Origin of the sequence: Micromonospora palomenae (assembly GCF_007829925.1) — a bacterium.
Lineage (GTDB): Bacteria > Actinomycetota > Actinomycetes > Mycobacteriales > Micromonosporaceae > Micromonospora > Micromonospora purpureochromogenes.
On record NZ_VIXA01000001.1, the window covers coordinates 18,756 to 43,499 of the forward strand.

Consider the following 24,744-nt stretch of genomic DNA (forward strand, 5'->3'; position numbering starts at 1 on the left):
CCCTGTCGTCGTGGTACGTCAGCTCGCGATCATCCGGCGCAGCACGTACTGCAGGATGCCGCCGTGCCGGTAGTAGTCCGCCTCGCCCGGGGTGTCGATCCGGACCACGGCGTCGAACTCCACGCCGGTGTCGGTGGTGACCTGCACCGTGCGCGGGGTGTCGCCGTCGTTGAGCGCGGTCACGCCGGTGATGGAGAAGGTCTCCGTGCCGGTGAGGCCGAGCGACTCCGCGGTGGTGTCCACCGGGAACTGCAGCGGCAGCACGCCCATGCCGATCAGGTTGGAGCGGTGGATCCGCTCGTACGACTCGGCGATGACCGCCTTGACGCCGAGCAGCATGGTGCCCTTGGCCGCCCAGTCGCGCGACGAACCGGAGCCGTACTCCTTGCCGGCCAGGATGACCAGCGGGACGCCCGCCTCCTGGTACGCCATCGAGGCGTCGTAGATCGAGGTCTGCTCGCCGGTCAGGTGGTTGACCGTGAAGCCGCCCTCGACGCCCGGGACCAGCTGGTTGCGCAGCCGGATGTTGGCGAAGGTGCCCCGGATCATCACCTCGTGGTTGCCCCGGCGCGAGCCGTACGAGTTGAACTCGTGGCGCGGCACGCCGTGCTCGGCGAGGTACTTGCCGGCGGGGGAGTCGGCCTTGATCGAGCCGGCCGGGGAGATGTGGTCGGTGGTCACCGAGTCACCCAGCTTGGCCAGCACCCGGGCGTCGCTGATGTCCACGACGGCCTTCGGCTCCCGCTGCATGCCCTCGAAGTACGGGGGCTTGCGGACGTAGGTGGAATCGCCCGCCCAGGCGAAGGTGTCACCGGTCGGGGTGGGCAGCGACTGCCAGCGCTCGTCGCCGGCGAAGACGTCGGCGTACGCGGCGCTGAAGCCGGTGGCGCCGATCGCCTGGGCGATGACGTCCTGGATCTCGGCGCTGTTCGGCCAGATGTCGCGCAGGAAGACGGGGTTGCCCTCGCTGTCCTCGCCGAGCGGCTCGTTGGCCAGGTCGATGTCCATCGTGCCGGCCAGCGCGTACGCGACCACCAGCGGCGGGGACGCCAGGTAGTTCATCTTGACGTCCGGGTTGATCCGGCCCTCGAAGTTCCGGTTGCCGGACAGCACCGAGACGACGGCGAGGTCGCCCTCGTTGACCGCGGCGGAGACCTCCTCCGGCAGCGGGCCGGAGTTGCCGATGCAGGTGGTGCAGCCGTAGCCGACCAGGTTGAAGCCGAGCTTGTCCAGGTAGGGCGTGAGGCCGGCGCGGTCGTAGTAGTCCATGACGACCTTGGAGCCCGGCGCCAGGGTGGTCTTCACCCACGGCTTGCGGGTGAGGCCCTTGTCGACCGCGTTGCGGGCGAGCAGCGCCGCGCCGATCATCACCTGCGGGTTGGAGGTGTTGGTGCAGGAGGTGATGGCGGCGATCACCACGGCGCCGTGGTCCAGCTCGTACTCGACGCCGTCGGCGCTGGTCACCCGGACCGGGTTGGTGGCGCGCCCGCCGGCGCCGGCCGCGGCGGTCTCCAGGTCGCGCGGCTCGTCGGCCGGGTCGCTGAACTCGTTGGCCGGCGGGTCGCTGGCCGGGAAGGACTCGGCGCTGGCCTCGTCGGCCGGGCCGTTGGCGCCGCGCGGCAGCTGCTCGCGGGCGACGCCCGGCTTGAGGTCACGCTCACCGGCGGAGTCGTCGGCGACGTAGTCGGTCAGCGCGGAGCGGAACAGCGTCTTGGCGCTGCCCAGCGGCACTCGGTCCTGCGGGCGCTTCGGGCCGGCCAGCGACGGCTCGATGGTGGAGAGGTCCAGCTCCAGCCGCTCGGAGTACTCCGGCTCGCGCTCCGGGTCGTGCCAGAGGCCCTGCTCCTTGGCGTACGCCTCGACGAGCGCGACCTGCTGCGGGTCGCGTCCGGTCAGCTCCAGGTAGCGAACGGTCTCGGCGTCGATCGGGAAGATCGCCACGGTCGAGCCGTACTCCGGGGACATGTTGCCGATGGTGGCCCGGTTGGCCAGCGGCACGGCGCTGACGCCGGGGCCGTAGAACTCGACGAACTTGCCGACCACGCCGTGCTTGCGCAGCATCTCGGTGATGGTCAGCACCAGGTCGGTGGCGGTGGTGCCGGCCGGCATCTCGCCGTGCAGCTTGAAGCCGACGACCCGCGGGATCAGCATGCTGACCGGCTGGCCGAGCATCGCGGCCTCGGCCTCGATGCCGCCGACGCCCCAGCCCAGCACGCCCAGGCCGTTGACCATGGTGGTGTGCGAGTCGGTGCCGACCACGGTGTCCGGGTACGCCTGGCCGTTGCGCTCCATCACCGTGCGGGCCAGGTACTCGATGTTGACCTGGTGCACGATGCCGGTGCCCGGCGGGACGACCTTGAACTCGTTGAACGCGGTCTGGCCCCAGCGCAGGAACTGGTAGCGCTCCTTGTTGCGCTCGTACTCCAGCTCGACGTTGCGCGCGAAGGCGTCCTCGCGGCCGAACAGGTCGGCGATGACGGAGTGGTCGATGACCAGCTCGGCCGGGGCGAGCGGGTTGACCTTGGTGGCGTCGCCGCCGAGGTCGCGGACGGCCTCCCGCATGGTGGCCAGGTCCACGACGCAGGGCACGCCGGTGAAGTCCTGCATGAGCACCCGCGCCGGGGTGAACTGGATCTCCACGCTGGGGTCGGCGGTCGGGTCCCAGCCGCCGAGCTGGCGGATGTGGTCGGCGGTGATGTTCGCGCCGTCCTCGGTCCGCAGCAGGTTCTCCAGCAGGACCTTCAAGCTGTAGGGCAGCCGGTCGTGGCCCTCCACCTTGTCAATCCTGAAAATCTCGTAGCTCGCGTCTCCGACGCGTAGCTGGGTCTTCGCACCGAAGGTGTCGAGGCTCGCCACGTCGTACTCCTTCACACCAGCGACCGTGAGTAGTCCTGAGCAGTCTGTCGCACCGGTCGGAGCGCCGCCCAGGTTAGGTGACACTTACCGCCGATTCTCGTCGTCAACAAAACCGTACGTCCGTCTTGCTATTCGCGCAACCTCGTGCCAGGGTTCGGGACGAGGAGGTGCCACCATGATCCATCACGTCCTGCTCGCCTGCCCACGCGGCTCCGAGGAGGCCTCCCGGGCCTTCTACGCCGGCCTGCTCGGCCTGGTCGAGAAGCCCAAACCGCCGGCCCTCGCCGCCCGCGGTGGTTGCTGGTTCACCGGGTACGGCGCGGAGCTGCACCTGGGCGTCGAGGACGGCTTCCGCCCCGCCCGCAAGGCGCACCCGGCCCTGCTCCGCCCCGACCTGGACGACCTCGCCGCCCGGCTGGCCGCCGCCGGACACCCGGTCACCTGGGGTGACGACGAGCTGCCCGGGATGCGGCGGTTCCACACCGAGGACCCGCACGGCAACCGGCTGGAGTTCGTCGCCCCGATCACCGGCTGACCGCCGCCGATCCGCACCGGCCGTCCCGCTCCGACGGGGGTGAGCGGGACGGTCGAGCCGCCGAGCACCCCACCCGGCCGCGGCGGCGCGGGTAGGGTTCGGGGTCGGATCGGAAGGGGTGGCGGGTGGTCGACGTACAGCACTGGCTCTCCGCGCTGCCCCCGGTCGCGGTCTATCTGATCGTCGCCGGGGTGATCGGTGTCGAGAGCATGGGTGTCCCGCTCCCCGGCGAGATCGTGCTGGTCAGCTCCGCCCTGCTGGCCGCCGCCGGGGTGGTCGAGCCGGAGTGGGTGGCCTGCGCCGCGGCGTTCGGCGCCATCGTCGGCGACTCCATCGGGTACGCGGTGGGCCGGCGCGGCGGCCGTCCGCTGCTGGCCCGGTTGGGGCGGCGCTTCCCCCGACACCTCGGCCCCGCGCAGCTCGCCCGGGCCGAGCAGAGCTTCGCCCGGCACGGCGTCTGGGCGGTCTTCTTCGGCCGGTTCGTCGCGCTGCTGCGGATCCTGGCCGGGCCCCTCGCGGGCGCGCTGCACGTGCCGTACCGCCGGTTCCTGGTCGCCAACGCGGCCGGCGGGCTGGTCTGGGCCTTCGGCACGACGTACCTGCTCTACACCGTCGGCCGGGCCGCCGAGCACTGGCTCAAGGACATCTCCTGGGCGGGCCTGGTGCTCGCGGTACTCGCCGGGCTGGGCAGCACCTGGTGGCTGCGGCGCCGGGCCCGGCAGCTGGACCAGGAGCCCGCGTCGGAGCCGGCCGAGCCGGTCCGGGCCGGCCGCGACGGCTGACCCGCCGCCACCACCAGAGACGACGAAAGGGCCGGCCCCGGGTGGGGCCGGCCCTTGTCGGTGGTGCGGTGGGTCAGGAGGCGGTGGAGTAGCCGCGGGTGGCGATCCAGTCGGCGAGGTTGTCGATGCTCATCCGGTAGGAGGCCTGGTCGGGGTTGGCCGAGTCGGCGATGGTGACGGTCTTGCCGCCGTCGCGGTAGCCGATGACGCTGATGTAGTGCCCGCCTTCGAAGGAGTGGGTGGTGCCGTCGGTGTCGGTGGCGGTGCCGGCGATGTTGGCGACCACGGCCCGGCCGTCGTCGATGGTGCGGATGACGTCGGCGCGCAGCTTGTCGGTCTGCTTGCGGTCGGCCTTGCTGTCGCGGATCTCGACCGAGCGGTAGACCTTCTTGCCGGTCTCCTTGTTCAGTACCGGGGTGATGTCGTTGATGCTGTTGGTGCCGGCCTCGGTGGTGCCCATTTCCTTGGCCACGGCGTCGACGTCGATGTCCTTGCCCTGCACGGACAGGGCGTTGCGGGTGGCCGAGGGGCCGCAGTAGTAGAAGTTCGGCTGGGCCTCGTAGCGCACGTTGAGCTCCCGCTCGCCGTGCGGCTTACGGTCGTTGCCCCGGTCGGTCTGCATCGAGGCGGTGGCGCCCTGGGTGGGGGCGGCGTGCGCGGCGAGGGCCGGGCCGGCGATCCCACCGGCGGTCGCGGCGATGCCGGCAGCGGTCAGAACGGTCTTGCGGATCAGATCGGTACGCATGAGGGTGCACCTTTCGATCGGGGGACACGCACACACCGCCGGGGGACGGCTGCGCGTGAAAGGAAGTCAAAGAAGGGGGATGCCCGGCGGCCGCACAAAGGGGCTCTGCTCGGGTGTCCGGGGGGATGTAACCAGCCCGGCGGGCTGCGCATTCCACAGGCCCGAGGCCCATGGTGCCGGGGGATGTAACCAACCGGTGCGGGCCGGCATTCCACCGGGCCTGACTTGCCGGTTCACCGTCCGGCCGGGGGGCCAAGCGCCGTATGCCATGTACAACGACCCCGCCCCGCCGACCATTCCACCACCCGGCCTGCCCCGACCACCCGACACCGCAGGGCAAACCCGACATTCAGGCACGCGAGCGCCCCCCGAATCCGGACATCCGGCGCCGATCCGGAGGAGCGGGTGACGACCTCGGTCGAGGTGTCGGCGGTCGACCACCGGCCCCCACCGCCCACGCCGATCCGGCCGGCCGGGCCTGTCCGGCGGATCATGCCGGACAGGCCCGTGAGCCCGAGGAGGGTTCAGCGCTTCAGCGTGAAGGTGAAGTCGCCGGAGAGCTTGCCGCTCAGCCGGACCGCCGAAACGACCTTCCCCTCCGTTATCAGTCTCTCGACCTCGGCCCGCGAGAGACCGCAACCGTCAGCGATCAGTCGCACCGGCCGGACAGGGATCCGCGCCGCAAAGCGGACCGAGACGTCGACCACCTCGCGGTCCAGGTGATCCGATCCGCCGGTGACGAGGCGCCAGGCGTCGTCCCAGTCGAGGGCGATGCGGTTACGGCGCTGCACGACCGGATCCTGGAGCAGCTCAGCTGTCAGGCCAGGGTCGTTGTCATGCAGCCGGTCAAGCAGCTCAGGTCGGATGGAGCGGACGGTCATCCGTTCCAGGACCGCGAGCTTCGTAGTCTCCCCGCAAGCGGTGCAGAGCGCGAGGAGCCAGGCGTCGAGGAGCTTGTGGTTGGCGTTGACGCGAAATTTGCCGCTCGCCCGGAAGCGCTCGGACGCGCACGCGTGGCATCGGCGGCGAATGAGCGGCAGGCAGGTGGGCACGACTATCCAGTTTTCGAGCACAGAAGTACACCGATTTCAGTGAGAAGTCCGCAGCAAGAAGGAGCGCGGCGCACATGCGCGACGCGCGACAGATCAGCGCTCGGGAGGTCTCACAGGGTGTACAACGGCACGTCCTTCGACTGGACGACGTGGTTCGGCAGCACGGTAACGGCGCACCGCGGCGCCGCGCCACCGGTTTCGAGCGCCCCGGCGCTAGGCGTCGCGCAGCAGCGCGACCACCGCGTCGCGGGCCGCGCGCACGGCGTCCCGGGACTGATCGGTGTGGTCCAGTGCGTCGAAGCCGTGCCGTCCGTCGGGTACGTCGAGGACCCGCACGGAACGGCCACTCGCCGCCGCCGCCGAGGTGAACGCCTCGATCCCGGCCAGCACCGGCGGCATGTCCCGACCCGCCCGGACCAGCAGGATCGGCAGGTCGCCGGCGGACGCCACGGCGTCGACCGGGTGGAACCGGGCCTCGACCTCCCAACCGGGCAGCGGCTCCAGCAGCGGATAGGTGCCGACCAGCCCGCGCAGCCACGACGGCGCGGCGCGCAGCCAGTCGCCCAGCAGCAGGCCGCCGCCGGAGAAGAACCAGAGCACCAGCCGGTCGGCGTCGACCCGGGGATCGGCGCGGACCTGCGCGACGGCCGCCGCGACGTCCTCGGCCGCGGCCGGGAAGCCCGTCAGCTCGTCCACCCGGTAGCTGACGACCGCGGCGACGAGGCCCTGCTCGGCCAGGAGGGCACCGTATCCGCGGTAGAGGAGCCAGTCGCGCGGATCGGACGCGCCGGGTGGCAGCGGTGCGCCGTGGACCAGCACCACGGCGGGCCGGGGTCCGTCACCCGCCGGCAGGTGCAGGTCCACCTGGCCGTGCCGGTCGACGGGGGCGGCCGGCGGGGACAGGACGAACGGTGTCCGGTCGAAGGGCGTCGCCATGCCGGGATGGTAGCCGCCAAGCCCCTGCTCCGATGCCCCGTCCACCATCCACTATGGATGAATTGGGACAGGTCGGCAGGTGGTCTGTCACCATGTCGGTCATGGAGATCTGGCACAACCCGTCCTGCTCGAAGTCCACCTGCGCCCGCACCACCCTCGACGAGGCGCGGGTGCCGTACCGGCTGCGGGCGTACCTGGAGCAGCCGCCGAGCGTGGCCGAGTTGACCGAGGTGCTGCGCCGGCTCGAGGCGCGCGCGTGGGACATCTGCCGCACCGGGGAGCCGGCCGCGGTGGCGCGGGGCATGGCCGACTGGCCCCGCGACGACGCCACCGAGCCCCGCTGGATCGAGGCGATGGTGGCGCATCCGGAGCTCATCCAGCGGCCGATCCTGCTGCTCGACGACGGCAGCGCGGTGCTCGGGCGTACCCCCGGAGCGCTCGACGAGGCGCTGCGCCGCGCCGGGGCCGAGCCCGAGCGCTGAGCCGCGCCCGCCGGGTCAGGCCTGCTCGCCGGCTGGCGTGCCGTTCCCCGCGGCCTGCGCGTGCCGCTCGCGCAGCCGGTCCCGGATCTCCTCCGGCGTGTACGACCGGCGGCGCCGCTCGGCGCGGGCGATGACCACGCCGGACGCCGCGACGCCGGCCAGGCCGGCCAGACCGAGTACCTTCCACCACCGCATCCGTTGCCGCATCGGCCTAGGGTAGTGGCCCATGAGCGACCGCAGCGAGCGAAACACCGGGGCGACGGCATGAGCATCAGCCTGGACGAGGCCGTCGACCTGACCCGTACCGGAGACGTGTGGGTGTTCCGCGGCCGGAGCGTGCCCGACCGCGCCATCCAGCTCACCACGAACAGCCCGGTCAACCACGTCGGCATGGCCGTGGTGCTGGACGACATGCCGCCCCTGATGTGGCACGCCGAGCTGGGCCGCTCGCTGCCGGACATGTGGACCGGCAGCCACCAGCGCGGCGTGCAGCTGCACGACCTGCGCGACGCGGTCTGCGTCTGGGCCAACCGGTACGGGCAGCGGGCCTGGTTGCGCCAGCTCGACCCGCCGGCCGACGCGGCGATGGAGCAGGCGGTGCTGCGTACCGTCGCCCGGCTCGACGGCACACCCTTCCCCTCCACCGCCCAGCTCGCCTGGCGCTGGGCGCGGGGCCGGGTGCCGCAGGTGCGGCTGCCGGGCCGCTGGGACCGCTCCGCGGTGCCGGTGTCGGACCGGGCGCTGGAGACCGCGTACTGCGCCGAGGTGGTGGCGGTGACCTACGAGGCGATGGGGCTGCTGCCGGCCGGCCGCCGTCCGAATTGGTACGACCCGGGTCGGTTCTGGAGCGGCGACGACCTTGACCTGGCCGGTCGGGCCAAGCTCGGCGCCGAGATCGAGGTGCACATCCCGCCGCGCTGAGGTTTGCCGGCGCCCGTCGGCGGCAATTGGTGACGCCGTGAGAGCCTCCACCGATCTCGACACGCTGACCGACTTCTTCGACCGGTACGGCGTGGCGCTCACCGCCGGCGACGTACCCGCCCTCGCCGGCTGCTACGCCCTGCCCGGGCTGGTGGTTGCCGACACGTACAGCTTCTCCTTCAGCACGCTGGCCGCCGTCGCGCTCTCCTTCGTCGGCGCCGCCCCGGACTACCAGGAACGGGAGCTGGTCGCGGCGAACGCGCTGATCGAGGACGTGCAGCCGGTCTCCGCGCTGCTGACCGAGGTGGCCGTGCAGTGGGAGTTCCTGGACAGCCAGGGTCGGGCGGTGCCGGGCGAGCGGTACCGCTACCTGCTGCGCACCACCGAGGACGGTCCGGCCATCTGCACCGTCATCCGCGCGGCGTGACGACTGTCGGGCGGCCGTTCGGTGGGCGGCGTCGGTCCGGGGCTGACCCGACCGGACCCGAATCGGTCTCGTGCGGCCAGCCGTTTTCCGACCCGTACCGGCCGGACGGACCGTACCGGGCGGGCCCTCTGCTGTCCGACATCTTTGCTGGCTAGGCTGGCGCGTCTGCTCCGACAAGGGGGACCCCATGTCCGACCACTCGGCCCCACGGCCGGGGGCGCGATCCGCACCCGCCGTGCTGGCGTCGATGCCGTGGATCGTCGTGCTGCTCGGCGTCGGTCTGCTCGCCGTCCTGCTGGTGTTCGCCCTGCTCTCCTTCCGCGGACCGGAGCACCCGGCGGCGCCGGAGCCGGCGCCGCCGATGTACCTGCCGAGGATGCCCTCCGTGACGTCGTCCGCGACGCCGCCCGCCGACACCCCGCTGGTCGCCGTGGACGCCACCCCGTCGCGGACGGCCAGCGCCACCCCGTCGCCGCGGGCCAGCACCCGCCGGCCGGCCGCGACGCCGACGACCCGCGCACCGGCCGCCGGCTCCGGCCGGGTGAGCGCGGACTACCAGGCCACCTCCAGCGACCGGGACTCGTTCTCCGCCCGGTTGACGGTGCGCAACACCACCGGCGGGGCTCGCGAGTGGCAGGTGGAGCTGCTGTTCACGGGCAACGTCAAGTCGATCCGGGCGTCGTCGGACTCGGGGCTGTCGGTGCGTACCCAGGGCAGTGGCTGGTTCGTGCTGAGCGGCACCAGGCCCCTGTCGGCGGGGGAGAGCGCCGTGGTGTCCATGACGTTCGGCCGGACCGGCACCGGTGACCGTCCGGGCCAGTGCACCGTCAACGGGGCGGACTGCACCATCGGCTGAGCACTGGACGCGTCCGTACCATCAGGACAGTGCCGGCGCGCAGACTTTCCGGCCCTGCCGATGATGGCTACGCTCGCCGAACGGCACGGATGAGGGAGGGGCATGTCCGGCACGCGTCGCCGCTCGTCCCGGGCCGCCACGGCGCTCGCCTCGTCGCCCTGGCTGCTGGTGGCCACCGGGGTCGTGGTGATGGTGGTGCTGCTGGTCGTCGCGTTGGCGGCGTCCCGCGGCCGCGAGCCGGAGACCGCCCGCCCGGCTGACCTGCCCGCCACCGTGGCGCTGCCCGACCTGCCGTCGAGTCCGCCGTCGCGGGCCCCGGTCGCCCTGCCCGCCCCGGGCGCCCCGCAGCTCACCCCGCGCCGCAGCGATCCGCCGCCCGGTCCGACGCCCAGCGGGCACCCGGCGTCCTCCGCCGCGGGACGGGACGCGCGACCGGAGTCGACCCCGCCGCCTCCGCCGCCGTCGCCGGTCACCGGGCGGTACCGGGTGGTGAACTCCTTCGACGGCGGCTTCATCGGCGAGGTGCTGCTCGCCAACGCGGCCGCCGGTCCCCGCCCCTGGACGGTGCGCCTGGTGCTGCCGGCCGGCAGTCGCGTGGCCAGCTCCTGGGTGGAGGGTGCGCCGCAGGGCACCTCCCGGATGTCCGACGGCGTCTTCACGTACGCCAGCGGGGTGGACCTCGACGGCGGCGCGTCCGTGGCGCTGCGGTTCCACCTCGAACACACCGGCGAGAACACCCGCCCGAGCGAATGCGCCGTCGACGGCGCCGCCTGCGCCGGCCTCTGACCCGCCCGCTGTCCGGTGGCGCGGGGTGACCTTCCCGCGCGCCGGAACGACGGCACGTTTCGCAAGGAGGCTGCTTTGTTGCGACCATGTTTGCAAGGTATTGCAGAATGTTTCGGCAAGAGCTAGCGTGCGGGCGAATCAGCGACCAGAGGAAGGCCGTCGATGAAACCCCCGCCGATATCTCGCAAGGCACTGCTCGCCTTGGTCTCCACCCTCACCCTCGCCCTCGTCGGCGTCCCGGTCGCCGTCAACCAGCTCGGCGCGGACGCCACCGACCGGACCCCCACCGTCGACACCCTGGCCGCGGCCGGCGCCGCCCAGTGGGGCGCCGAGCCCTCGACCGAGGCCCTGCTGAAGGCCGGCGCCGGCACGGGCCGCGCCGAGCAGTTCTACTTCGTACTGCCGGACCGGTTCGCCAACGGCGACAAGCGCAACGACTCCGGCGGGCTCACCGGCGACCGCCTGCGCACCGGCCTGGACCCGAAGGACAAGGGCTTCTACCACGGTGGCGACCTCAAGGGCGTCATCGACAAGCTGGACTACATCCAGGGCCTGGGAACGACCGCCATCTGGCTCGCGCCGATCTTCAAGAACCGCCCCGTGCAGGGCAGCGGCGCGGACATCTCGGCCGGCTACCACGGCTACTGGATCACCGACTTCACCCAGGTCGACCCGCACTTCGGCACCAACGAGGAGATGCGGAAGCTGGTCAAGCTCGCCCACCAGCGCGGCATCAAGGTCTACCTTGACGTCATCGTCAACCACACCGCCGATGTCATCAAGTACGGCGAGGACAAGTACGCGTACGTCGACAAGAAGACCTCGCCGTACACCGACGCGCAGGGGCGCGCCTTCGAGGACCGCAACTACGCCGACGGCACCCGGGACTTCCCGGCGGTAACCGCGGACGCGGGCCCGTACACCCCGACCTTCGCCACCCCGGCGGACGCCAAGGTGAAGGTGCCGGCCTGGTTGAACGACCCGACCATGTACCACAACCGCGGTGACTCGACCTTCGCCGGCGAGAACAGCGAGTACGGCGACTTCTTCGGCCTGGACGACCTGTGGACGGAGCGTCCCGAGGTGGTGCAGGGGCTGACCAAGGCCTACGGTGACTGGATCGCCAGCACCGGCGTCGACGGCTTCCGGCTCGACACCGTCAAGCACGTCAACCTCGACTTCTGGCCGCAGTTCAGCCGGGGCATCAAGCGGGCCGCCGACGCCGCCGGCAAGAAGGACTTCTTCATGTTCGGCGAGGTCTACAGCGCCGACCAGGAGGTCACCTCGACCTACGTACGGCGCGGTGGCCTGCCGGCCACCCTGGACTTCTCCTTCCAGGAGGCCGCGCGCGGCTACACCGCCGCCGACGGCTCCGCCAAGGCCCTCGCCGACGTGTACGCCCGCGACGACCTGTACGCCGCCCGGGACACCGGCGCCAACCGGCTGACCACCTTCCTCGGCAACCACGACATGGGCCGGATCGGCTCCTTCATCGCCGCCTCCGGCGGCGACGACGCCACCCAGCTGCGCCGCGACCAGCTCGCCCACCAGCTGATGTTCCTCACCCGGGGCCAGCCGGTCGTGTACTCCGGCGACGAGCAGGGCTTCACCGGCCCCGGCGGCGACAAGGACGCCCGGCAGGACATGTTCGCCACCAAGGTGGCGGACTACCTCGACGACGACCTGATCGGCACCACCCGCACCCACGCCGACGACCAGTACGACACCGGCCACCCGCTCTACCGCACCATCGCCGAGCTGGGCACGCTGCGCCAGGCCCACCCGGCGCTGCGCGACGGCATCCAGGTCACCCGGTACGCGGCCGACGGCGCCGGCGTCTTCGCCTTCTCCCGGATCGCCCCGGCCGACCGCACCGAGTACGTGGTGGCCGTGAACAACGCCGCCACCACGCAGTCCGTCTCCGTCGACACCTGGTCCGCCGGCACCGCCTTCACCGGCGTCTACGGCGGCGCGGCCACCGCCACCGCCGGCGCGGACGGCAAGCTCGGCCTGACCGTGCCGCCGATGGCGGCCGTGGTACTCAAGGCCGGTCGCCCCATCCCGCAGGCCACCGCCGCGCCGGGCATCACCCTCAGCGCGCCCGGCGCCGACCCGGTCGCCACCCGGGCCACCGTCACCGCCCAGGTCACCGGCGACCCGCTGGCCACCGTCACCTTCGCCGCCCGGGTGCCCGGCGGCAGGTGGACGCTGCTGGGCAGCGCGCACACCGCCCCGTACACCGTCCACCACGACCTGACCGGCCTGCCCGGCGGGACGAAGGTCGAGTACAAGGCCGTCGTCCGCGACGGCAAGGGGCGGACCGCCGGCACCCGCGCCACCGGCGTGGTCGGCACCCCGGCGCAGAGCGCCGCCCGGGACTGGGCGGTCGTGCACTACCAGCGTCCCGCCGGCGGGTACGACGACTGGGGCCTCTACACCTGGGGTGACATCGACCCGGCGTACGCCACCGAGTGGCCCAAGGGGCAGCCGTTCGCCGGTGAGGACTCCTACGGCCGGTTCGCCTGGGTCAAGCTCAAGCCGGGCGCGAAGTCGGTCGGCTTCCTGGTCGTCGACAAGAACGGCAACAAGGACGTCGCGAACGACCGCACGATCGACGTGACGCAGACCGGCGAGGTCTGGGTCAAGCAGGGCGACCCGACGCTCTACCCGACCCGGCAGGCCGCCACCGGCGAGCCCGACCCGGCGGTCGACGAGAGCACCGCGGTCATCCACTGGCGCAAGGCCGACAACGACTACGCCGGCTGGGGTCTGCACCTCTGGGACGGCGCCGCCAACCCCACCGACTGGTCCAACCCGCTCAAGCCGGAGAAGATCGACGCCTACGGCGCGGTCTTCCGGGTGCCGCTGGCCGCCGGCGCGACCGGGCTGAGCTACATCATCCACTCCGGCGACACCAAGGATCAGCCTGACGACCAGCGGCTGGACTTCGCCAGCGCCGGGCGTGAGGTCTGGCTGCTCGCCGGGGTGAAGGGCCGGCTGCTGCCGCCCACCTCCTCCGGCCCCGCCCGGGACCTGGACATCACCAAGCAGAAGGCGCACTGGATCGACCGGTCCACCGTCGCCTGGCTGACTCCTCCGACCGACGGCAAGCAGTACGCCCTGGTGGCCGCCCCGGCGGGCGGGCTGAGCATCGCCGACGGCGAGCTGGCCGGGACGTACACCTCACTGCCGCTGCGGGCGCAGCGCAACGGGCTCACCGAGGCCCAGCGTGCGGCCTTCCCGCACCTGTGGTCGTACCGCACCTTCACGCTGGACCGGGCCGACCTGGCCAAGGTCCCGGCGGCGCTGCGCGGGCAGCTGGTGGTGACCGAGCGCGACGCCGAGGGCGTGCTGCTCGGCGCGACCGGCGTGCAGATCCCGGGCGTGCTCGACGACGTCTACGCCCGGGCCACCGACGCCCGGCTGGGCGCCACCTTCGCCGGCCGGGTGCCCACCCTCGCCGTCTGGGCGCCCACCGCCCGGACGGTGTCGCTGCAGCTCTTCGACTCGCCCACGGCCGAGCCGAGGACGGTGGCGATGAGCCGCAACGACCGCACCGGCGTCTGGTCGGTGCGCGGCACGAAGGCCTGGGCCGGCAAGTACTACCGCTACCAGGTCGAGGCCTGGCAGCCGGCGGCGCAGAAGGTGGTCACCGCCGCGGTGACGGACCCGTACTCGGTGGCGCTCGCGCCGGACTCGACGCACAGCCAGATCGTCGACCTGTCCGAGGAGTCGCTGGCCCCGTCCGGCTGGGCCAACCTGCGCAAGCCGCCGGCGGTGCCGGCGTCGAAGGCGCAGATCTCGGAGCTGTCGGTACGGGACTTCTCGATCGCCGACGCCACCGTGCCGGCGGAGAAGCGGGGCACCTACCTCGCCTTCACCGACCCGAACACGGCCGGCATGAAGCACCTGAAGGCGCTCGGCGACGCCGGGGTCAACTACCTGCACCTGCTGCCCTCGTTCGACTTCGCCACCATCCCCGAGAAGCGGGCCGCCCAGCAGCAGCCCGACTGCGACCTGGCGAAGCTGCCGCCGGACTCCGACCAGCAGCAGGCCTGCGTGGCGAAGGTCGCCGAAAAGGACGGCTACAACTGGGGGTACGACCCGCTGCACTACACCGTGCCGGAGGGCGGCTACGCCGTCGACCCGGCCGGGGCCAGGCGGACCACCGAGTTCCGGCAGATGGTCGCCGGGGTCAACGGCGCCGGGCTGCGCGTGGTGCTGGACGTGGTCTACAACCACACCTCCGCCTCGGGCACCGACCCGAAGTCGGTGCTCGACCAGGTGGTGCCGGGCTACTACCACCGGCTGCTGGAGGACGGCAGCGTCGCCAACTCGACCTGCTGCGCCAACACCGCCCCCGAGCACGCCATGATGGGCAAGCTGGTGGTGGACTCCCTGGTCACCTGGGCCAAGGCGTACAAGGTGGACGGGTTCCGGTTCGACCTGATGGGTCACCACCCGAAGGCGAACATCCTGGCCGTGCGGGCCGCGCTGGACCAGCTCACCCCGGCCCGTGACGGCGTGGACGGGAAGAAGATCCTGCTCTACGGCGAGGGCTGGAACTTCGGCGAGGTCGCCAACGACGCCCGGTTCGTGCAGGCCACCCAGGCCAACATGGCCGGGACCGGCATCGCCACCTTCAACGACCGGCTCCGCGACGCGGTGCGCGGCGGCGGTCCCTTCGACGGCAACCCCCGGATCCAGGGCTTCGCCTCCGGTCTCTACACCGACCCCAACGGCGACACCGTGAACGGGACGGCGGCCGAGCAGAAGGCGCGGCTGCTGCACTACCAGGACCTGATCAAGGTGGGGCTCGCCGGTAACCTGCGGGGCTACCGGTTCACCGACTCGTCGGGCCGGCAGGTCACCGGCGCCCAGGTGGACTACAACGGCTCGCCGGCCGGCTACACCGCCGCGCCGGGCGAGGCGGTCACCTACGTCGACGCGCACGACAACGAGATCCTGTACGACGCGCTGGCGTACAAGCTGCCGCAGGACACCTCGGCGACGGACCGGTCGCGGATGCAGGTGCTGGCGTTGGCGACCACCACCTTCGGGCAGGGGGCGGGCTTCGTCACCACCGGCTCCGAGCGGCTGCGCTCGAAGTCGCTGGACCGCAACTCGTACAACTCCGGTGACTGGTTCAACCAGATCCGGTGGGACTGCGCGCAGGGCAACGGGTTCGGCGTCGGCCTCCCGCCGGAGCAGGACAACAAGGACAAGTGGCCGTACGCGAAGCCGCTGCTGGCCGACCCGAAGCTGGTGCCGGACTGCGCCGCGATCAACCTGGCCGACGCCCGGTACGCGGAGCTGCTGCGGATCCGGGAGTCCTCGCCGGTGTTCGGGCTGGCCACCGCCGGCCAGGTGCAGCGGCGCGTCGCCTTCCCGCTCTCGGGCGAGAACGAGACGCCGGGCGTGCTGACCATGACCCTGGACGCCCGCGGGCTGGACGGGAAGTGGAAGTCGCTGACCGTGGTCTTCAACGGCACGCCGGAGACGGCGAAGCAGACGGTGACCGGCCTGCGGGGGGCGGATGTCGCGCTGCACCCGGTGCTGGTGAACTCGGCCGACCCGGTGCTCCGGACGGCCTCGTTCGACCGGGCGGCCGGCACGTTCACCGTGCCGGCGCGCAGTGTGGCGGTCTTCGTCCAGAAGTGACCCCATGACGGTCCGGCCCCCTGCCACCGAGGTGGCAGGGGGCCGGACCTGTGTGTGGATCCCGAGCTGACCGGCGGTCAGTTGAAGCAGTCCTTGACGGTGCCGGCGCAGTTGGTGGGGTCGTTGTTGGTCACGGTCGACTTGTCGTCGAGCTTGACCTTGCCTTCGTTGTTGAGGATGCCGCCGGCGACTCGGTGGTTCTTGGACGAGTCGGTGGCGGTGTTCTTGGTGACGTGGGTCTTGGTCAGGGTGACGGTGCCCTTGTTGTTGAAGATGCCGCCGCCGTTGAGGGCGGTGTTGCCCTTGACCTCGGTGTCGCGCAGGGTGAGCCTGGCGTTGTCGTCCTTGTCGTCCTTGTCGTCCTTGCCGTTGGACGAGTCCTGGAAGCCTTCCTTGAGCTTGACGTCCGTGTCGCCGTTGAAGATGCCGCCGCCGAAGCGGCCGGCGGTGTTGTCGAGGATCTTGCTGTCGGAGATGGTGGCCGTGGCCTTGTCCTTCTCCTTGTCGTCCTTGTTCTTGTCGTCCTTGCCCTTGTTCCAGTCGTGACCGTTGTTCTTCTTGTCCTCGCCGCCGGTGTTGACGATGCCGCCGCCGTCCTTGTCGGCGTGGTTCTTGGCGACGATGACCTTCTCGAGGTCGAGGTTGGTGTTGCGGGCGTAGATGCCGCCGCCGCTGTCGCAGGCGGTGTTCTCCTTGATGACCGACAGGACGATCTTGACGAACCCGCCGGAGCTGAACACGCCGCCGCCGTTTTCGCCGGCCTTGTTGTTCTCGATGGAGGTCTTGAAGATCTCCACGCTGCCGGCCTCGTCGCGGCCCTCGAAGCGCGGCCAGGAGTCGTGGTCCTTGCCGTGGTCCTTGCCGTGGTCCTTGTCCTTGTCCTTGTCGCGGCCGTTGGCGATGCCGCCACCGTTCTTGCCCGCGGTGTTGTTGGCGATGCGGGACTCGCGCCGGTCGTCGTGGTCACGGTCCTTGCCGTCGGCGGAGCCACCCCGGCCGTCGGCGGACTCGCCCTTGTCCTTGTCCCGGGCGGACTCGTCCTTGTCCTTGTCCCGGGCGGACTCGCCCTTGTCCTTGTCCTTGTCGTCGCGGGCGGACTCGCCCTTGCCGTGGGAGAACCGGTCGTCGTGGTCGGAGGACCCCTTGACCTTGAGGTCGCCGAGGTTGAAGATGCCGCCGCCGTTCTCGCGGGCGTGGTTGTCCTCGATCGTGCTGTCCTCGATGTCGACGCGGCCGAAGTTGGCGATCGCGCCGCCGTTGCCCTCGGCGTTGTTGCGGGTCAGCGTGACCTTCTTCAGGTGCGCGCTACCACCGCGCTCGACCAGCAACGCACCACCGTCGGCGTCACCGTCCTTGCGGTCATCGTCCTTGCGGTCACCGGAGCCCTGCGAGCCACCCGGGGCCGCGACCGGAGCCATGGTGACCCCGTTCGCGGCGGGGGCCAGCTGCGCCGGCTGGGCCACCGGTGCGCCACCCTGCGGCGCGGCCGCAGCCGGCTGCCCCGGGACGCCCGGACCCGGCTGCCCAGGTCCGCCCTGCTGACCCGGTCCGCCCGGTCCACCGGGTCCGCCGGGTCCGCCCGGTCCACCGGGTCCGCCGGGGCCGCCGGGTCCGCCCGGGCCCTGGTTGCCGTACTTGAACTCGGAGGCGTTGCCGCCCTTGAGCGTGACGTCCTTCAGGGTCAGGTCGCCGCCGTCGGCGACCCGGAACAGCCGGAACGTCTGCTCGGAGTCCCGCTTGATCGTGGAGTCCTCACCCTTGATGGTGATCTTCTGCTTGATCGTCGGCAGGCCCGTGCCGGACTTGCGGTCGTAGCCGTCCAGCTCGTAGGTGCAGTGCGGGGCCAGCTTCAACGTGCCACCGTGATCCCGGTTCGCCAGATCGACAGCCTCGATCAGCTTCTCGTCGTCACACGGCACCTCCCGCACCCGACCGTGCTCGTCACGATCCCGGTCCTTGTCCCGGTCGTTGCGGTCCTCGCCCCTGTCGCGGTCCTTGCGGTCCTCGCCCCGCTCCTCGACGTCGCGGTCCTGGCCGTCGTCCCTCGTGAGCTGCTGAGCCGTGGACCACTTCAGGTCGGTCAACCGGTGGGCGCCGGTGGCCCCGGTGGTCGCGTAGGCGACCCCTGCGAGGCTGACCGCTCCTGTCAGGCCCACAACGCCGGTGGCGAGCCAGATCCGGCGACGACGAAGCGGGGAGGCTGTCTCGCGGGTGGCGTCATCGTTATTGCGAAGGTAGTTGGACATCGGAGCTCTCTGCCCTCTCCTTGTACCCGACAAGGTCGCTTCGCCACGGCGAGGCGGCCTTCGCTACAAATCGGTTGTAGCTGCTGAACAACAACGTATGAGAACCTTCTTCACCTCGTGGGCGTATACGAAAAAAGCCCACATTAGGTATGTGGGCGGTGCAGCCAACAGCACGACGGACGGCGGTGCAGCAGAGGTGTCACCGGTGGCGAAGGGCGTCGCGGAGGGCGAAAGCGCGTGCCGGGGGCCTCCGGGCGCGACGCGTACCGGTAGGGGTGGGGGAGTCCCTTCCCGCCGGGGGCGGGAAGGGACTCCCTGGTCGTGCGTCGGCTCAGTTGAAGCAGTCCTTGACGGTGCCGGCGCAGTTGGTGGGGTCGTTGTTGGTCACGGTCGACTTGTCGTCGAGCTTGACCTTGCCTTCGTTGTTGAGGATGCCGCCGGCGACTCGGTGGTTCTTGGACGAGTCGGTGGCGGTGTTCTTGGTGACGTGGGTCTTGGTCAGGGTGACGGTGCCCTTGTTGTTGAAGATGCCGCCGCCGTTGAGGGCGGTGTTGCCCTTGACCTCGGTGTCGCGCAGGGTGAGCCTGGCGTTGTCGTCCTTGTCGTCCTTGTCGTCCTTGCCGTTGGACGAGTCCTGGAAGCCTTCCTTGAGCTTGACGTCCGTGTCGCCGTTGAAGATGCCGCCGCCGAAGCGGCCGGCGGTGTTGTCGAGGATCTTGCTGTCGGAGATGGTGGCCGTGGCCTTGTCCTTCTCCTTGTCGTCCTTGTTCTTGTCGTCCTTGCCCTTGTTCCAGTCGTGACCGTTGTTCTTCTTGTCCTCGCCGCCGGTGTTGACGATGCCGCCGCCGTCCTTGTCGGCGTGGTTCTTGGCGACGATGACCTTCTCGAGGTCGAGGTTGGTGTTGCGGGCGTAGATGCCGCCGCCGCTGTCGCAGGCGGTGTTCTCCTTGATGACCGACAGGACGATCTTGACGAACCCGCCGGAGCTGAACACGCCGCCGCCGTTTTCGCCGGCCTTGTTGTTCTCGATGGAGGTCTTGAAGATCTCCACGCTGCCGGCCTCGTCGCGGCCCTCGAAGCGCGGCCAGGAGTCGTGGTCCTTGCCGTGGTCCTTGCCGTGGTCCTTGTCCTTGTCCTTGTCGCGGCCGTTGGCGATGCCGCCACCGTTCTTGCCCGCGGTGTTGTTGGCGATGCGGGACTCGCGCCGGTCGTCGTGGTCACGGTCCTTGCCGTCGGCGGAGCCACCCCGGCCGTCGGCGGACTCGCCCTTGTCCTTGTCCCGGGCGGACTCGTCCTTGTCCTTGTCCCGGGCGGACTCGCCCTTGTCCTTGTCCTTGTCGTCGCGGGCGGACTCGCCCTTGCCGTGGGAGAACCGGTCGTCGTGGTCGGAGGACCCCTTGACCTTGAGGTCGCCGAGGTTGAAGATGCCGCCGCCGTTCTCGCGGGCGTGGTTGTCCTCGATCGTGCTGTCCTCGATGTCGACGCGGCCGAAGTTGGCGATCGCGCCGCCGTTGCCCTCGGCGTTGTTGCGGGTCAGCGTGACCTTCTTCAGGTGCGCGCTACCACCGCGCTCGACCAGCAACGCACCACCGTCGGCGTCACCGTCCTTGCGGTCATCGTCCTTGCGGTCATCGTCCTTGCGGTCACCGGAGCCCTGCGAGCCACCCGGGGCCGCGACCGGAGCCATGGTGACCCCGTTCGCGGCGGGGGCCAGCTGCGCCGGCTCGGCCACCGCTGCGGCACCCTGGGCGGGCTGCCCGGGGACCTGCACGCCCATCTGGCCTGGTCCACCCGGACCGCCGGGCACACCTGGTCCGCCCGGTCCACCGGGTCCGCCGGGTCCACCCGGTCCACCGGGTCCGCCGGGTCCACCCGGTCCACCGGGTCCGCCGGGTCCGCCCGGTCCACCGGGTCCGCCGGGGCCGCCGGGTCCGCCCGGGCCCTGGTTGCCGTACTTGAACTCGGAGGCGTTGCCGCCCTTGAGCGTGACGTCCTTCAGGGTCAGGTCGCCGCCGTCGGCGACCCGGAACAGCCGGAACGTCTGCTCGGAGTCCCGCTTGATCGTGGAGTCCTCACCCTTGATGGTGATCTTCTGCTTGATCGTCGGCAGGCCCGTGCCGGACTTGCGGTCGTAGCCGTCCAGCTCGTAGGTGCAGTGCGGGGCCAGCTTCAACGTGCCACCGTGATCCCGGTTCGCCAGATCGACAGCCTCGATCAGCTTCTCGTCGTCACACGGCACCTCCCGCACCCGACCGTGCTCGTCACGATCCCGGTCCTTGTCCCGGTCGTTGCGGTCCTCGCCCCGGTCCCGGTCGTCGTTTCGCTTGTCCTTGTCGTCACGCTTGTCGGAGTCCGGGCCGGCATCGCTGACGTTCTGCTTCGGCGCCGCCTGCGAGTCGCTGGCCCGCTTCGGGTCGTCGGAGTTGTCGTTGCGGGCCGCCAGCCCGCCCAGTGCCGCCAGGCCGACGACGCCGGTCAGGCCGGCCACGCCGGTGGCGACCCACAGCTTGCGTCGCCTAGTCGACGACAGGGCCGAAGGGGCCCCGCCGTCGGGAGTCGTTAGGTCGTTGGACATCAGAGCCTTCCGCCCTTTCCTGCTACCAGACGGGCTCGTACCAACCTGAGCGGCACGAGCAGCTACAAATAGGTTGCAGCCTGTAATCCACACCGTATGAGAAGGATCCTCGCGACGCGGACGTATCTGAGAAAACCCCGCATTTCCCTCACATCGGCCGGGTGGGCGCAGCGGGGCGCAGGTCGTGAAGAAGGTGGTGAGCAGCGCAAACAGCGGCGGGCCCCGCCACCGGCGCCGCGACGACGGAAACGTCGCAGGCACCGGCGGCGAGGCCCGCCGGGGGTCGTACCGGGTCAGCCGGGCAGGCGCGGACCCGCCTCGCGCTGCTCGGCCAGCCAGGTCTCCACCTCGTCCGAGCGGCGGGGCAGACCGGCCGACAGGTTCACCGCGCCGGTCGCGGTGACCAGGATGTCGTCCTCAATCCGCACGCCGATGCCGCGCAGCTCCTCGGGGACCAGCTCGTCCTCGGGCTGGAAGTACAGCCCCGGCTCGACGGTCAGCACGTAGCCCTCGCCGAGCGGGCCGTCGCGGTAGTGCTCCTTGCGCGCGTTGGCGCAGTCGTGCACGTCGATGCCGAGCATGTGGCTGGTGCCGTGCAGCGTCCACCGGCGGTAGACCGTTGACGCCGGGTCCATCGCCTCGTCCACGCTCACCGGGAGCAGGCCGAGGTCCTTGAGTGCCTCGGCGAGGACCCGCATCGCGGTCAGGTGGACCTCCCGGAACGCCACCCCGGGCTTGATGATGTCGATGCCGGCCTGCTGGGCGGCGTACACCGCGTCGTAGACCTGGCGCTGCAGCGGGGTGAACCGGCCGTCGACCGGCAGCACCCGGGTGACGTCGGCGGTGTAGAGGTTGCGGTTCTCCACGCCCATGTCCATCAGCAGCAGCTCACCCGGGCGGGTGGCGCCGTGGTTGTGCACCCAGTGCAGGATCGTGGCGTGCTCGCCGGCGCCGACGATCGAGCCGTACCCGACGTCGTTGCCGTCGTGCCGGGCGCGCAGCGCGAAGATCCCCTCCAGCAGCCGCTCGGAGACCCCGCGGTCGGCCGGCAGCCCCCGGGCCACGTCCTCGAAGCCGCGTACGGTCGCGTCGACGGCGTCCTGGAGCTGGGCGATCTCCCACTCGTCCTTGACCAGCTTCAGCTCGGAGATGGCGATGGCCAGCTCGCGGTCGCGGGCCGGCTGGCCGTCGGCGCGGGGGCCGTCCCAGGGCCGCACGGCCGCGTCCACCCGCGGGTCAAAACCGCGCAACACCCGGGTACGCCCCGGCGCCAGCCCGGCCAGCGCCGCGTCCAGCCCGGTGAGGTCCTCGGTCGGCAGGCCCAGCTCGGTCGACTTCTCCGTCAGGGTGTGTCGCCGGCCCACCCACAGCTCGCCGTGCCGGCTGCGGAAGAACTCGTCGGTCTTCCGCGAGGAGCGGGGACGCATGTACAGCGTGGCGTCGTGCCCGGAGCCGTTCGGGCGCAGCACGAGCACGCTGTCCGGGTCGTGGTCGCCGGTCAGGTAGACGAAGTCGCTGCCCGGCCGGAACGGGTGGTCGGTGTCGTTGGCGCGTGCCTTCTCGGTGCCGGTCGGGATGACCAGCGTCTCGCCCGGGAAGGCCGCCGAGAGCGCGGCCCGGCGCTTGGCGTGGTTGGGCACCTCGGGACGCGGGCCGACCGGCAGCGTGGTGTCCCGCCAGCCCTGGCGCATGAAGTCCAGGAACGCCTGCGGGAAGTCCGGGTCGTGCGATTCGGTGCCGTCCGCCGGCTTTCCGCTCGTCCGGTCCTCGGTCATGGTCCGCTCCCTTCGCCTCGTTGCTGGTCCAGACGGTACCCGCCCGGTCCCGGCCGGAAGAGCCTGCGGTGCCGCGACGGCCGCTTCACGCGCGTGGAAAGATGACCACCATGTGCGGACTCCTGGCCTTCTTCAGTGCGCGCGGCGACGCCGCCGCTCACCGCGACAACATCGCCGGGGCGTTGGAATGCCTGCACCACCGCGGCCCGGACGAGACCGGTGTCGAGGTGGTCGGGGACGCCTCCGGCCGGTACGCGGACGGGGTGTTCGCGCACAAGCGCCTGGCGATCATCGACGTGGCCTCCAGCCACGAACCGCTGCCGTACGCCGACGGCCGCTACCTGCTCACCTTCAACGGTGAGATCTACAACTACATCGAGCTGCGCGACGAGCTGGTGCGCACCTACGGGGCCCAGTTCGCCACCGCCGGCGACGGCGAGGTGATCGTCGCCGGCTACCACTACTGGGGCGAGCAGGTGCTCACCCGGCTGCGCGGCATGTTCGCCTTCGTCATCTGGGACCGGCAGGAGCGGCGTGCCTTCGGCGCCCGCGACTACTTCGGCATCAAGCCGCTGCACTACCTGGAGACCGCCGACGGGCTCTACCTCGCCTCGGAGAAGAAGGCGCTGCTGCCCTTCGCGCACTCGAACTACGAGGGCGACGCCGGCATCGACACGGCCAACCTGAGCCACTACCTGACCCTCCAGTACGTGCCGGAGCCCGGCACCCTGCACAAGGGGATCCGGCGGATCGGCTCGGGGGAGTACCTGACCTGGAGCCCGGGCGGGCGCATCGACGTGCGCCGGTGGTACCGGCCGGTGTTCCACCCCGCCCCGGTCGCCGATGAGCAGCGGCTCTACCAGGAGATCCGGGAGACGCTGCGGGAGAGCGTCCGGATGCACATGCGCTCGGACGTGCCGGTCGGCTCGTTCCTGTCCAGCGGGATCGACTCGACCGCCGTGGTGGCCCTGGCCCGGGAGTTCAACCCGAACATCCTCACCTTCACCGTCGGGTACGACGTGCCCGGCTACTCCGAGATCGACGTGGCCCAGGAGTCGGCCCGGCACCTCGACGTGACCACCATCCCGACCAAGATCGGGCCGCAGGACATGATCGACGCCCTGCCGAAGATCGTCTGGCACCTGGACGACCCGGTGGCCGACCCGGCGCTGGTGCCGCTCTACTTCGTGGCCAAGAAGGCCGCCGAGCACGTCACGGTGGTCCTCTCCGGCGAGGGCGCCGACGAGTTCTTCGGCGGGTACACGATCTACCGGGAGCCGCTCTCCCTCGGCGCGGTCAACGGCCTGCCGGGCGGGGTGCAGAAGGGCCTGCGCGCGGTCTCCAAGGCGATCCCGCAGGGGGTCAAGGGCAAGAGCTTCCTGGAGCGCGGCACCACCCCGATCGAGCAGCGCTACTACGGCAACGCCCGGATGTTCACCGAGGAGGAGAAGCAGCACCTGCTGCGCCGCTACGACCCCTCGGTCCGCTACACCGACGTGACCGCGCCGATCTACGCCGAGTGCACCGAGCTCGACGACGTCACCAAGATGCAGTACGTCGACCTCTACACCTGGCTGCGCGGCGACATCCTGGTCAAGGCCGACCGGATCTCGATGGCCCACTCGCTGGAGGTGCGGGTGCCCTTCCTCGACCGGGCGGTCTTCGACGTGGCCGCCGGCATTCCGGTCGACCTGAAGCTCCCGCCCCGCTCGGACGCCACCAAGTACGCCATGCGCCAGGCGTTGCAGGGCGTGGTGCCGCCGGCCATCGTCAACCGGAAGAAGCTGGGCTTCCCGACCCCGACCCGGGTCTGGCTGCGCGGCGAGATGTACGAGTGGGCCCGGCACGTGCTGGCCACCTCCGGCGCGGGCGACCTGATCGACCTGTCGTACGCGATGCGGCTGCTGGACGAGCACAAGCGGGAGGAGGCGGACCACTCCCGCAAGGTGTGGACCGTGCTGATCTTCTGCATCTGGCACGCCATCTTCGTGGCCAAGACCCTCGACCCCGGCATCCAGCGCAACCAGTCCGCCCTGCTCACCAAGCCCGTGGTCGGCTCCATGGTCCGCTGACGGCCGGGCCCGGCGCGCCCCGAGCACGCCACCGCCG

The 24,744-nt window shown here is 71.1% G+C and carries 17 protein-coding genes; 9 read left to right on the forward strand and 8 right to left on the reverse strand.

All coding sequences use genetic code 11. The annotated features are described in order from the left end of the window. Positions 1-18: 18 nt before the first annotated feature. Positions 19-2,871, reverse strand: coding sequence for an aconitate hydratase (locus FHX75_RS00100; protein WP_154936057.1), 2,853 nt, complete (start codon positions 2,869-2,871; stop codon positions 19-21). 160 nt (positions 2,872-3,031) lie between these two features. On the opposite strand from FHX75_RS00100, the gene FHX75_RS00105 reads away from it, so the two are divergent. Together FHX75_RS00105 and FHX75_RS00110 are read left to right on the forward strand one after the other, a co-directional pair. Then, complete coding sequence (locus FHX75_RS00105) at positions 3,032-3,391, forward strand: VOC family protein (RefSeq protein WP_154936058.1); 360 nt, start codon at positions 3,032-3,034, stop codon at positions 3,389-3,391. Positions 3,392-3,516: 125 nt separating this feature from the next. Beyond that, positions 3,517-4,173, forward strand: a complete 657-nt coding sequence (locus FHX75_RS00110) for a DedA family protein (RefSeq protein ID WP_154936059.1) — start codon at positions 3,517-3,519, stop codon at positions 4,171-4,173. A 73-nt stretch (positions 4,174-4,246) separates the two neighbouring features. Here the strand turns inward: FHX75_RS00110 and FHX75_RS00115 are convergent, their stop codons facing one another. The 3 genes from FHX75_RS00115 to FHX75_RS00125 form a co-directional block, all read right to left on the reverse strand. Beyond that, the gene (locus tag FHX75_RS00115; RefSeq protein WP_154936060.1) at positions 4,247-4,918 is read right to left on the reverse strand and encodes a C39 family peptidase; all 672 of its coding nucleotides are present in this window, start codon (positions 4,916-4,918) and stop codon (positions 4,247-4,249) included. Positions 4,919-5,442: 524 nt separating this feature from the next. Then, complete coding sequence (locus FHX75_RS00120; RefSeq protein WP_154936061.1) at positions 5,443-5,991, reverse strand: DUF1062 domain-containing protein; 549 nt, start codon at positions 5,989-5,991, stop codon at positions 5,443-5,445. A gap of 192 nt (positions 5,992-6,183) precedes the next feature. Beyond that, positions 6,184-6,906 (reverse strand): dienelactone hydrolase family protein, encoded by a 723-nt coding sequence (locus tag FHX75_RS00125; RefSeq protein WP_154936062.1) that lies wholly within the window; start codon positions 6,904-6,906, stop codon positions 6,184-6,186. A 101-nt stretch (positions 6,907-7,007) separates the two neighbouring features. Here FHX75_RS00125 and FHX75_RS00130 point away from each other — a divergent pair, with 101 nt between their 5' ends. Beyond that, positions 7,008-7,388 carry an ArsC/Spx/MgsR family protein gene (locus tag FHX75_RS00130; protein ID WP_154936063.1) on the forward strand — a complete coding sequence of 127 codons (381 nt, stop codon included), beginning with the start codon at positions 7,008-7,010 and terminating at the stop codon, positions 7,386-7,388. 15 nt (positions 7,389-7,403) lie between these two features. On the opposite strand, the gene FHX75_RS00135 is transcribed toward FHX75_RS00130, so the two are convergent. Continuing rightward, positions 7,404-7,583: a hypothetical protein gene (locus FHX75_RS00135; RefSeq protein ID WP_179806561.1), complete on the reverse strand. Its 180-nt coding sequence runs from the start codon at positions 7,581-7,583 to the stop codon at positions 7,404-7,406. A 69-nt stretch (positions 7,584-7,652) separates the two neighbouring features. Here FHX75_RS00135 and FHX75_RS00140 point away from each other — a divergent pair, with 69 nt between their 5' ends. The 5 genes from FHX75_RS00140 to pulA all read left to right on the forward strand — a co-directional run bounded on the left by FHX75_RS00140 (position 7,653) and on the right by pulA (position 16,039). Next, positions 7,653-8,309 (forward strand): hypothetical protein, encoded by a 657-nt coding sequence (locus FHX75_RS00140; protein ID WP_154936065.1) that lies wholly within the window; start codon positions 7,653-7,655, stop codon positions 8,307-8,309. A gap of 37 nt (positions 8,310-8,346) precedes the next feature. Beyond that, complete coding sequence (locus FHX75_RS00145; RefSeq protein WP_154936066.1) at positions 8,347-8,736, forward strand: hypothetical protein; 390 nt, start codon at positions 8,347-8,349, stop codon at positions 8,734-8,736. 187 nt (positions 8,737-8,923) lie between these two features. Next, positions 8,924-9,592, forward strand: a complete 669-nt coding sequence (locus tag FHX75_RS00150) for a cellulose binding domain-containing protein (protein WP_154936067.1) — start codon at positions 8,924-8,926, stop codon at positions 9,590-9,592. Positions 9,593-9,694: 102 nt separating this feature from the next. Beyond that, complete coding sequence (locus FHX75_RS00155) at positions 9,695-10,378, forward strand: cellulose binding domain-containing protein (protein ID WP_154936068.1); 684 nt, start codon at positions 9,695-9,697, stop codon at positions 10,376-10,378. A gap of 162 nt (positions 10,379-10,540) precedes the next feature. Beyond that, the gene (pulA, locus tag FHX75_RS00160; RefSeq protein ID WP_154936069.1) at positions 10,541-16,039 is read left to right on the forward strand and encodes a pullulanase-type alpha-1,6-glucosidase; all 5,499 of its coding nucleotides are present in this window, start codon (positions 10,541-10,543) and stop codon (positions 16,037-16,039) included. A gap of 77 nt (positions 16,040-16,116) precedes the next feature. Here the strand turns inward: pulA and FHX75_RS30490 are convergent, their stop codons facing one another. The 3 genes from FHX75_RS30490 to FHX75_RS00175 all read right to left on the reverse strand — a co-directional run bounded on the left by FHX75_RS30490 (position 16,117) and on the right by FHX75_RS00175 (position 22,635). Beyond that, complete coding sequence (locus FHX75_RS30490) at positions 16,117-18,285, reverse strand: hypothetical protein (protein WP_170285255.1); 2,169 nt, start codon at positions 18,283-18,285, stop codon at positions 16,117-16,119. 331 nt (positions 18,286-18,616) lie between these two features. Then, positions 18,617-20,860 carry a hypothetical protein gene (locus tag FHX75_RS31880; protein ID WP_281290780.1) on the reverse strand — a complete coding sequence of 748 codons (2,244 nt, stop codon included), beginning with the start codon at positions 20,858-20,860 and terminating at the stop codon, positions 18,617-18,619. 293 nt (positions 20,861-21,153) lie between these two features. Then, positions 21,154-22,635 carry an aminopeptidase P family protein gene (locus tag FHX75_RS00175; RefSeq protein ID WP_154936071.1) on the reverse strand — a complete coding sequence of 494 codons (1,482 nt, stop codon included), beginning with the start codon at positions 22,633-22,635 and terminating at the stop codon, positions 21,154-21,156. A gap of 110 nt (positions 22,636-22,745) precedes the next feature. On the opposite strand from FHX75_RS00175, the gene asnB reads away from it, so the two are divergent. Next, entirely contained in the window at positions 22,746-24,707 is a 1,962-nt protein-coding gene (gene asnB, locus FHX75_RS00180) for an asparagine synthase (glutamine-hydrolyzing) (RefSeq protein ID WP_154936072.1), read from the forward strand. Positions 24,708-24,744 lie beyond the last annotated feature (37 nt).